This window comes from Corynebacterium mucifaciens, from assembly GCF_012396315.1.
Taxonomy (GTDB): Bacteria; Actinomycetota; Actinomycetes; order Mycobacteriales; family Mycobacteriaceae; genus Corynebacterium; species Corynebacterium mucifaciens.
The window spans coordinates 1-9,915 of sequence record NZ_JAAXPF010000020.1; the positions used below are offsets into that span (position 1 = coordinate 1).

Genomic DNA, 9,915 nt, shown 5'->3' on the forward strand with positions numbered 1-9,915 from the left:
CGTCGATTTCTACAACCACGAACGGTTGAAGTCGACGCTGACCGAAGGATATACAACCATCGCCCAGTACCGACAGGCACTGAGCGTATAAAAGCCCCCAGTGGTCCAAGAAATAGTCAGCACCCCCAGTTTTTCGGGGCTACTCGAGGAGTAAGCGTTTAGCAGTAAGCATCCTCACCCGGTAAGCATCCTCGGGTAGGCATCTAGGCCCAAAAGTGAAGGGCAGGATGCGGCCCCACCCCAAAAGTGAGGGTCAGGATGTGAGGGGGCCGAGTAACGGCGCCGGGGCGATCCAAAGCGACGGCGAACCCCTCACATCCGCCCCCTCGCATCTAGCGCCGGGAACCTACCGGTGATGCGCCACGTCGTTGACGCAGCGGACCACGCCATAATCACCGTAGAAATCGACGACCGAGATGCTGGCCAGGTCCAAAAAGACGTGCTTGAACATGTCGGCGTTCGCGCCCAGGGCCTGCCGGATGAAGGACTTCACCGGCGTCATGTGCGTGACCACGAGCACGGTCTTGCCCTCGTATCGCTCCTGCAGCTTCAGCCTGGTGCGGCTTACGCGCCGATGCAGCACGGTGAGGGATTCGCCGCCGGGAGGCGCGTTGTTCGGCGAGGCCTGCCATTCGTCGAACGCGGCGGCATCTTTCGCCGCGGCTTCATCGCGGGTGAGCGCCTCGAAGTCGCCGAACGCGATCTCGCGCAAACCATCCTCGGTCACCACGTCCAGCCCGAGCGTGCCGGCGGCGATCCGTGCTGTCGCCTGCGCGCGGGCCTGCGGGGAGGCGACGATGGCGTCAATGGGGCCATACACATCCAGCGCCCCCGCTGCCCGGCGCGCCTGGTCACGGCCTGTGTCGGTGAGCTCCGGGTCCGATGTGCCGGAAAAGCGCCGCTCAGCGGAGTGCTGTGTCTGCCCGTGCCGGAGCAGGACGAACCGCGTGCGCGGCGCGTCCGTGCCGGCCCAGTGCGCGGGGCTCGCAGTCTGGTGCGACTGCTTCTCCGAGGCCTCCGGTTTCCTAGCCGGCGCCTTCTCCCCCACCCACACGCCGGTGCCTTTGACAATGCCGGGTTTGTCGCCGCGGGCGGCGGCGTCCATGGCCACGTTGGACAGCTCGTCGGCTTTCTTGTTCTTGGCGCGCGGCACCCAGGTGTAGGTGACCTTCACAAAACCGGAAGCAAGTTCGCGGGCCTCGCGGGCCAGCTTCTGCATGTCGGGGTGCTTGATCTTCCAGCGGCCGGTCATCTGCTCGACCACTAATTTGGAGTCCATGAACACGTCCACGTGGGTTGCGCCAATCTGTGCGCATGCCTCGAGGCCCCGGATGAGGCCGTAGTACTCGGCGACGTTGTTGGAGGATTTCTTGCCCACCACGTAGGCGATCTCGGCGAGCGTCTCCCCGGAAGCGTCGTAGACCACCGAGCCGGAGCCGGCCACGCCCGGGTTGCCGCGGGAGCCGCCGTCGCAGTACATCGTGACCTGCATGGTCTACTCCGCAGTCGGCGCAGCGTCAGCCGGTTTGACCCGCACGAGCAGCGTGCCGCAGTTCGGGCACGTGGGCAGCTCGTCGTCCGGCTCGCCCATCACCTCGGCGCGCTCAGCCGGCGGCAGCTGGATGAAACAGCTGCCGCAGGCACGGCCGTTGAACTTGGCGGCGCCGATGTCGTCGTAGGCGCGGAGCACGTCGGCAGGCAGCTGCTCACGGAGCCCGTCCGTATCCACCGTCTCTTCCTCGGGCAGGGCATCGACGGCGCGCTGGGCGGCCTCGACCTTGCGGTTCGCCTCGTCCACGCGAGCGGCGTGCACGTCGCGGTTGTTGCGCAGCGCCGCGATCTCGTTGTGCGCCTCCTTCAGCTCGGACAGCAGGTCCGCGATGCGGGACTTCGCCGCGTAGCGGTCGTGCTCCAAGTCCTTGCGGCGCTCGGGATCGGTCTCGGCGGACAGTTGGCGCTTGTCGTCCAGCTCGCGCTTTTTCAGCTTGCGCTCGTCTTCCTGGATGCGCAGAATTTCCAGCTCCATGTCGTCCACCGCGAGCTGGGCTGCGGCGGAGGCGTCAGTGAGGCGCTTGCGCTCGTCGATAAGCTTCTGCAGCTCCTGCTCCTCGGCGCGGACGCGGGGCTGCGCCGAGGCGGCGTCGGCCTGCGCGAGCTGCAGGAGGACGGGCTGCAGGTCTTTGGAAAGGTGCATCGTTTCTCCTCTACTCGGGGTGCGCGGAAATGGTCCACGGATCCGTGCGGATGCGCAGGATCTCGGTGTCCACGCCTAACGGAACCACGATACTCTCCGCCTGGGCGGTCCACGGAAACTCGCTGGCCCAGTGGGCAGTGTCGATCACGGCCGGCCCGCCGGCGCGCAGGTGCTCATCCACCGGGTGGTGGCGCAGGTCGGAGGTGACGTACACGTCCACCCCGAGCTTGGCCACGTCGGCGAGGAAGCTGTCGCCGGCTCCGGATGAGACCGCCACCGTGCGCACAACCTGGTCAGGGTCTCCGGCGGCGCGCACGCCCCACGCGGTTTCCGGCAGCGCGTTGGCCACCTGCTGCGTGAACGCGCGCAGGGCCATGGGTTCTTCCAGCTCGCCGATGCGACCCAGGCCGGTCGCGGTGTTCAGGTCCTGGGTGTCCTCCATTTGCACGACGTCGAACGCGGGTTCTTCGTACGGGTGGTGCGCCCGCAGCTTCTCGACGATCCTCCGGCGATCCCCCGCCCTCGCCACGAACTCCACGCGGATCTCGTCGCCCGTGAAGTGCGTGCCCACGGCGCCGTCGGTGGGGTTCGCGCCCTCGACCGGGGTGAACTCGCCCGTGCCTTCGACGGAGAAGACGCACTCGCGGTAGTTGCCGATTTCGCCGGCGCCGGCGGCGAACAGGGCGCGTTTGAGGTCGGCGGCGGCACTGCGCGGCACGTGCACGCCCCAGTGGTCCATGGCGCCCAGCAGCACCGGCTTGATGGGCCTGCCGGGTGTGATGCCGACCAGCTCCGCCAGCTTGTCGGACACGCCCGGGCGAGCGGAATCGGCATTGGTGTGGGCGGCGAACAACGCGCAGCCGCCGGCGAGGAGCGTGTGGATGACCTTGCCCTTCGGGGTGTTTGCCGCCACCGAGTGCACCCCGCGCAACAGCAGCGGGTGGTGCACCACAAGCATCTGGGCGCCGGTGGCGACAGCGCGCTCCGCCACGTCCTGGGTGCAGTCGAGGGCGAAGGCGACCTTGCCCACCTCCGCGTCCGGGTCGCCGCAGATCAGCCCCACCTGGTCCCAGGTCTCCGCCAGCGCGGGCGGGTAGGCGGCCTCCAAGGCAACGACGATGTCTCCCACAGTTACGTCTGTCATGGCAGCCAGCCTACAAATTTGGAACAGTGGGAAGGCGTGACCACATTGCTTTTCGACGTCGACGGCACGCTCATCGACTCCTTCCCCGGCATCCGCCAGGGCTTCCTCATCGGCGTGGACGCCGTTGGGTGGGACGTGCCGGACGAGTCCTTCATCCGCCGCATCCCGGGCCCGCCCATGCCGGAGACGATGCGCTCGCTGGGCATGAACGAGGTCCAGGTGGAGCGTGCCATGCGCGCCTACTCGGGCTACATGTCGGACGAGGGCTGGCAGCGCTTCGAGGTCTTCGACGGCATGGACGATCTCGTGGCGCGTCTCGCCGGGGAGGGCTACCGCGTGTGCACGGCGACGTCGAAAAGCGAGCGCTTCGCCCGCGCCGCACTTGAGCGCGCTGGCATGCTCGAGCACATCGACTTCCTGGGCGCCGCGTCCAACGACGGCACCCGCGCGAAAAAGGTCGACGTGATCCGCCACGTGCTGGACCAGGCCGCGCCGCAGCGTCCGCTGATGATCGGCGACCGCCTGCACGACTTTGAGGGCGCCGCCGCGTTTAATATTCCGAGCGCCGCCGTGACCTGGGGCTACGGCGCATCCGAGGAATGGGATCTGGCCGACTACGTGGCGGACGACGCTGCCGAACTGGAAAGGATTATCCGTGAGTTCTGAACCCCTGCACATCGACTTCGTCTGCACCGGCAACATCTGCCGCTCGCCCATGGCGGAGGTGATCGTGCGCAACAAGTTGGCTGACGCGGGGTTGGGGGATGCGGTCACGGTGACGTCGTCGGGCATCGGCGGCTGGCACGTGGGACAAAAGGCCGACGAGCGGGCGCGCCGGGAGCTGGCCACGCACGGTTACGACGGCGAGGCACACCGCGCCCAGCAGTTCGGCTACGAGCAGGAGCAGGCGGACCTGATTGTCGCCCTGGATACGAATCACGTCTCGGAGCTGGTCGCCCGCGGCGTGGACGAGGACAAGGTGCGCCTCATCCGTTCGTTTGACCCCGCCGCCGAGGACGGTGCGGGCGTGGCGGACCCCTACTACGGCGGGCCGGAGGGCTTTGCGGTGGTGCGCGAACAGATCGAGTCTGCAGCTGACGGCATTATTACCTGGGTACGTGAGCAGCTAGACTGACCTGGCGTGAGCGCCAGTAACCAGACCTCAAAGCCGTGGTGGCGGCAGATGCTTACCCCCGGGTGGGTCATCGCGGCGCTGCTGATCGGGGTGTTTTCCTACTACGCGTTTACCTTCCTGGCGCCGTGGCAGCTGGGCAAGAACGAGGCGCTGGTGGAGCGCAACGAGCACATCTCCGCCGCCTTCGACCACGACCCAGAGCCGTTAGCGGACCACCTCGGCGCCGACGGGTCACTCGAGCCGGACGCCGAGTGGTCCCGCGTGGTGGCCACCGGCCGCTATTCGGGCCCAGACGTCCTGCTGCGCCTGCGGCCCGTCGACGGGACACCCGCCTTCCAGGTCCTTACCCCGTTCACCCTGGATGACGGCCGCGCGATCGTGGTCCACCGAGGCTGGGTGAAGGCCGAGGATTCCACGCAGGTGCCGCCCATTGCGCCCGCGCCCACCGGCGAGGTCACCATCGCCGGCATGCTGCGCGCCGACGAGGGCGAGCACCCCAACCCGCCCATGCACGAGCAGGGCTACGACATGGTCTATTCCATCAGCCCCGGCCAGGTCGGCTCCCTCGCCGGCACGGAGGTCGTCTCTCCGTATATCCAGCTCCTCGGCGGGGAACCCGGCGTCCTCGACCCCATCCCGCTGCCCCAGCTCGAACGTGGTAACCACCTCTCCTACGGCCTGCAGTGGATCCTGTTCGGCATCGCCGCGCCCGCAGGCTTGATCTACTTCCTCTATTCCGACTCCCGCGAGCGCCGCCGCTTCGCAGCCGAGCAGGAGCAATTGCGTATCGACGCCACCCCCGGCCCCGCACCCGACCCGGAACCGTCCGACGCGACCTCCCCGACTGTCCGGACCCGTCAGCGCTACGGCTCCTCCCGCGCCAACCCGTGGGCCAAGGCCTACGATAAAGAAGCAGAACGCTAGCTTTCCTTATGCCGAAGGGGGACGGATGACGTCCATCAACGCCGAACAGCTCCACTCCGCCCTGGTCACGCTCCACAACGCGGGTGTCGGGCTGGCGGACGGCATCGAGGCCGACGACGTCGACGACGCCGCCTCCGACCACCCCGTGCTGTTCTCCAACCACCCCTTCGCCGTGCTGGCCCAGGTGGCCGACGCGGACGAGGACGCGCTGTTTGCCCTGTCCCGCCCCGGTTCTTTGGAAGCCCGTGCCGAACGCGCCTGCGCCGCCGCGGGGATGGAGTTGTGGTACCTCGCGGTTGTCCCCGACGCGAAAGGATCTGTACGCGGATCGGCCCGGGTGCGGTTTTCCGAGTGGGACGTCGCCGACGTGGCGTTCGACGGCACCTCTCCCCGCTTCGAGCTGGACATCCTCGCTGCGATTGAATCCCGCGCACTGTAGGCAGTTTCTGTTCTGCAATCAACCTCTGCTAGTCTTTTCCTGCACGCGCCGTTAGCTCAGCTGGAAGAGCAACTGGTTTACACCCAGTAGGTCGGGGGTTCGAACCCCTCATGGCGCACAGACCGAAAGGCCCCGCCCGGGAGGATGCTAATCCCCCCGAGGCGGGGCTTTTTCCGCGCCCGTGCCGCGGATCCAGCTATCAAGACCCAGCTAATCGGCGAAAAACCGCGAATAGCTGGATCCTTGTAGCTGGAAACGCGGAGGTGGGCGGAACCCGTTACCGGCTGCGCGGAGTCAGGCAGGAGCCCTGCCACGCACCGAAGCGGTCCGCCTTCGTCTGCGTCAGGCCGGCGAGCTGGGCGGATTCCACGATCTCGCTGGGCGGGACCACCCCGGGGGAACCCGCGCCGGGCGTGAGCAGCCAAATGCGGCCGCCGGCGCTGAGACCGCGGGAGATGTCGACAAGGTCGTCCACGAGATCGCCGTCCCCCTCGCGGAACCAGAGCAAGATGGTGTCGGAGGGCTCGTCCGCGTCTTCGTCGAGAAGCTCGGCGCCAATCGCATCCTCGACGGCCTCGGAGAGGGCGGAATCCGCGTCCTCGTCCCAGCCGATCTCCTGCACAACATCGCCCGGTCGTACCCCCAGCCGAGATGCGTAGGTGTCCACTCCTGTGGCACTCAAGTTCCGTGTCCTCCGTTGCAGTTCAGGTGGTTGGTTTGGGCGTTAGCTTAACGTCGATAGGCAGGGAATGCGCGAAGAAGCGGTGATTAGTCTCACCAAAGCCCACCCGCTGTAAGAAACCCCGCTTACAACCACGTATTCTTAAGGGCGTATTGCCCGAATGAACCCAGGAGGTCAAAGTGGCCCAGAAAGAAACCGAGATGGAAGACGCGCGCGTAAAGAACGCGGCTGATGTTGATACCAACATCCTCTCACTGCGCGAGGGCGTTGCGTCCTACCTGCACGACGCGGACCCGGAGGAGACCCAGGAATGGATGGACTCCCTCGACGGGCTGCTGGAGGATTCTGACCCAGAGCGCGCACGCTACCTCATGCTGCGCCTGATCGAGCGCGCGAACGCCAAGCGCGTGCCGCTGCCGGCGCTGTCTTCCACCGACCTGGTCAACACCATTCCGACGAAGCTCGAGCCGGAATTCCCGGGCGACGAGCAGATTGAGAAGCGCTACCGCCGCTGGATGCGTTGGAACGCCGCGGTGATGGTGCACCGCGCGCAGCGCCCCGGCATCGGTGTTGGCGGCCACATTTCCACCTACGCGTCCGCCGCAGCGCTGTACGAAGTCGGCTTCAACCACTTCTTCAAGGGCAAGGACGCCCCCCAGGGCGGCGACCAGATCTTCTTCCAGGGCCACGCCTCCCCGGGCATGTACGCCCGCGCCTTCATGGAGGGCCGCCTGACCGAGGACGACCTGGACGGCTTCCGCCAGGAGCACTCCCGTGAGCAGGGCGGTCTGCCGTCCTACCCGCACCCACACGGCATGCCGGGGTTCTGGGAGTTCCCGACCGTGTCCATGGGCCTGGGCCCGATGAACGCCATCTACCAGGCGCGCTTTAACAAGTACCTGCAGGACCGCGGCATCAAGGACACCGACCAGCAGCACGTCTGGGCGTTCCTCGGCGACGGCGAGATGGACGAGCCGGAGTCCCGCGGCCTGATCCAGATGGCGTCCCTGTACGGCCTGGACAACCTGACGTTCGTGATCAACTGCAACCTGCAGCGCCTGGACGGCCCGGTGCGCGGCAACGGCCAGATCGTGCAGGAGCTGGAGAGCTTTTTCGTCGGCGCCGGCTGGAACGTGATCAAGGTGGTCTGGGGCCGCGAGTGGGATGAGCTGCTGGAGAAGGATGAGGACGGCGCGCTCGTCCACATCATGAACACCACCAAGGACGGCGACTACCAGACCTTCAAGGCCAACGACGGCGCCTACGTGCGCGAGCACTTCTTCGGCCGCGACGAGCGCACCAAGAAGCTCGTCGAGGACATGACCGACGAGGAAATCTTCAACCTGCGCCGCGGCGGCCACGACTACCGCAAGGTGTACGCCGCCTACAAGCGCGCCCTGGAGACCAAGGGCAAGCCGACCGTTATCCTCGCCCACACGGTGAAGGGCTACGGCCTGGGCCACAACTTCGAGGGCCGCAACGCCACCCACCAGATGAAGAAGCTGGCGCTGGAGGACCTCAAGCTCTTCCGCGACAAGCAGCAAATCCCCATCTCCGACGAAGAGCTGGAGAAGGCCCCGTACCTGCCGCCCTACTACCACCCGGGCGAGGACGCCGAGGAGATTAAGTACCTCAAGGCCCGCCGCGAGGAGCTGGGCGGGTTCCTGCCGGAGCGACGCGAGAACTACGCCCCGCTGGAACTGCCCGAGTTTGAAAAGACCTTCAAGGCCCTCTTCAAGGACTCCGGCAAGCAGAAGGTCGCCTCCACCATGGCACTGGTGCGTACCTTCAGGTCGCTAATGCGGGACAAAGAGCTGGCCAAGCGCATTGTGCCCATCATTCCGGACGAGGCCCGCACCTTCGGCCTCGACTCGTGGTTCCCCACCCTGGGCATTTACAACCCCAACGGTCAGAACTACGTGCCAGTGGACCACGACCTGCAGCTGTCCTACAAGGAGGCCACCGACGGCCAGATCCTGCACGAGGGCATCAACGAGGACGGCTCTTCGGCCTCCTTCATCGCAGCGGCGACCTCCTACGCCACCCACGGCGAGCCGATGATCCCCATGTACATCTTCTACTCGATGTTCGGCTTCCAGCGCACCGGCGACAACTTCTGGGCAGCCGGCGACCAGATGGGCCGCGGCTTCATCGTCGGCGCAACCGCCGGCCGCACCACCCTGTTCGGCGAGGGCCTGCAGCACATGGATGGCCACTCCCCGATCCTGGCCTCCACCAACCCAGCTGTGATCCCATACGACCCGGCGTTCGCCTACGAGATGCCGTACATCATCTCCAAGGGCATCGAGCGCATGTACGGCAACGGCGAGGGCAAGGACGAGAACGTGATGTACTACATCACCGTTTACAACCAGCCCCACCACCAGCCGGCCCGCCCGGAGAACCTCGACGTGGAGGGCCTGCACAAGGGCATCTACCTCTACGACGAGGGTAAGGACCTGGACAACAAGGTCTCCCTCCTGGCCTCCGGCGTGGGCATGCAGCAGGCGCTGCGCGCCCAGGAGATCCTGCAGGAGCAGTACAACGTCGGCGCTGCGATCTACTCCGTGACCTCGTGGACGGAGCTCGCCCGCGAGGGCCAGCGCAAGGCCGCCGAGCAGCTGCGCAACCCGGGCGAGACGGTCGAGGAGGCTTTTGCCACCAGGCAGCTGAAGCAGACCTCTGGGCCGTACATCGCGACCTCCGACTTTGCGTCCGACCTGCAGGAGCAGATCCGCGCCTACGTGCCCGGCCAGTACATCGTGCTGGGCGCAGACGGCTTTGGTTTCGCCGACACCCGCGAGGCCGCCCGCCGCTACTTCAACATCGACGCCGAGTCCATGGTTGTCGCGGCCCTCATGGGCCTGGCCAACGAGGACAAGATCGACCGCTCCGTCGCCGCCGAGGCAGCCAAGGAGCTGAAGATCGACGACCCGACCGCCGCCACCCAGGACGACTCCGCCGAGGACGTCGGCCCGGAGAACACCGCCGAGTAGCACCTTGCCTATCGACGAAGGGGCGTTCCGCCTGGAACGCCCCTTTCGTTATGCCTGTGGTCGGGGACCTCCAGCCGGCTGGTTCTTGACCGATCCCGCCAACCGCCTGGGCCGACCTGGGCATTTGCGGGCCGTCTGACAGATTCTGCCGTGATGCGTCGCTGAGGCACCCACTACCCAGATTTCAAGCCCTCGCGGATTTGTTCACGGCCCGGTGAACAAATCCGCGGTGGGTTTCAGGCGACCCGCGGAAAGTGAACAAATCAGCAGCCTCCGCTTTGTGTCAAGTGGTTGTGAACGGGTTTGGGTGTTAGATCGTGATGGGTTGTGGGGGTGGGGCGGTTTGGGTGGTGGTGCGGATGATGCTGACTTCTGCTGGAAGGCTTGTGCCGGCTTTGGTG

Annotated in this window: 9 protein-coding genes and 1 tRNA gene; 6 read left to right on the plus strand and 4 right to left on the minus strand. The window is 66.4% G+C overall.

The features are described from left to right. Nucleotides 1–346: 346 nt before the first annotated feature. From HF989_RS10520 to HF989_RS10530, 3 genes are read right to left on the minus strand one after another with little or no spacing between them, the layout of a single operon-like run. A complete protein-coding gene (locus HF989_RS10520; RefSeq protein ID WP_168686341.1) occupies nucleotides 347–1,492 on the minus strand; it encodes a bifunctional RNase H/acid phosphatase in 1,146 nt (381 codons plus the stop codon). Between the two features lie 3 nt (nucleotides 1,493–1,495). Continuing rightward, nucleotides 1,496–2,194: a zinc ribbon domain-containing protein gene (locus HF989_RS10525; RefSeq protein ID WP_168686343.1), complete on the minus strand. Its 699-nt coding sequence runs from the start codon at nucleotides 2,192–2,194 to the stop codon at nucleotides 1,496–1,498. Nucleotides 2,195–2,204: 10 nt separating this feature from the next. After that, nucleotides 2,205–3,338, minus strand: coding sequence for a Nif3-like dinuclear metal center hexameric protein (locus tag HF989_RS10530; protein WP_168686345.1), 1,134 nt, complete (start codon nucleotides 3,336–3,338; stop codon nucleotides 2,205–2,207). Nucleotides 3,339–3,374: 36 nt separating this feature from the next. On the opposite strand from HF989_RS10530, the gene HF989_RS10535 reads away from it, so the two are divergent. The 5 genes from HF989_RS10535 (at nucleotide 3,375) to HF989_RS10555 (ending at nucleotide 5,954) form a co-directional block, all read left to right on the plus strand. Next, nucleotides 3,375–4,004 carry an HAD-IA family hydrolase gene (locus HF989_RS10535; protein ID WP_168686347.1) on the plus strand — a complete coding sequence of 210 codons (630 nt, stop codon included), beginning with the start codon at nucleotides 3,375–3,377 and terminating at the stop codon, nucleotides 4,002–4,004. Beyond that, entirely contained in the window at nucleotides 3,994–4,473 is a 480-nt protein-coding gene (locus tag HF989_RS10540; RefSeq protein ID WP_168686348.1) for an arsenate reductase/protein-tyrosine-phosphatase family protein, read from the plus strand. The genes HF989_RS10535 and HF989_RS10540 overlap by 11 nt, the downstream gene beginning before the upstream one ends. 6 nt (nucleotides 4,474–4,479) lie before the next feature. Further along, the gene (locus HF989_RS10545) at nucleotides 4,480–5,397 is read left to right on the plus strand and encodes an SURF1 family cytochrome oxidase biogenesis protein (RefSeq protein WP_343033608.1); all 918 of its coding nucleotides are present in this window, start codon (nucleotides 4,480–4,482) and stop codon (nucleotides 5,395–5,397) included. Between the two features lie 25 nt (nucleotides 5,398–5,422). Continuing rightward, nucleotides 5,423–5,836, plus strand: a complete 414-nt coding sequence (locus tag HF989_RS10550) for a hypothetical protein (protein WP_168686349.1) — start codon at nucleotides 5,423–5,425, stop codon at nucleotides 5,834–5,836. Between the two features lie 45 nt (nucleotides 5,837–5,881). Further along, nucleotides 5,882–5,954: transfer RNA gene (locus HF989_RS10555), tRNA-Val, on the plus strand. 159 nt (nucleotides 5,955–6,113) lie between these two features. Here HF989_RS10555 and HF989_RS10560 read toward each other — a convergent pair. Then, nucleotides 6,114–6,518: a DUF3052 domain-containing protein gene (locus HF989_RS10560; protein ID WP_246234000.1), complete on the minus strand. Its 405-nt coding sequence runs from the start codon at nucleotides 6,516–6,518 to the stop codon at nucleotides 6,114–6,116. A 200-nt stretch (nucleotides 6,519–6,718) separates the two neighbouring features. Here HF989_RS10560 and aceE point away from each other — a divergent pair, with 200 nt between their 5' ends. After that, nucleotides 6,719–9,514 (plus strand): pyruvate dehydrogenase (acetyl-transferring), homodimeric type, encoded by a 2,796-nt coding sequence (aceE, locus tag HF989_RS10565; RefSeq protein WP_168686352.1) that lies wholly within the window; start codon nucleotides 6,719–6,721, stop codon nucleotides 9,512–9,514. The last annotated feature ends 401 nt before the right edge of the window (nucleotides 9,515–9,915 follow it).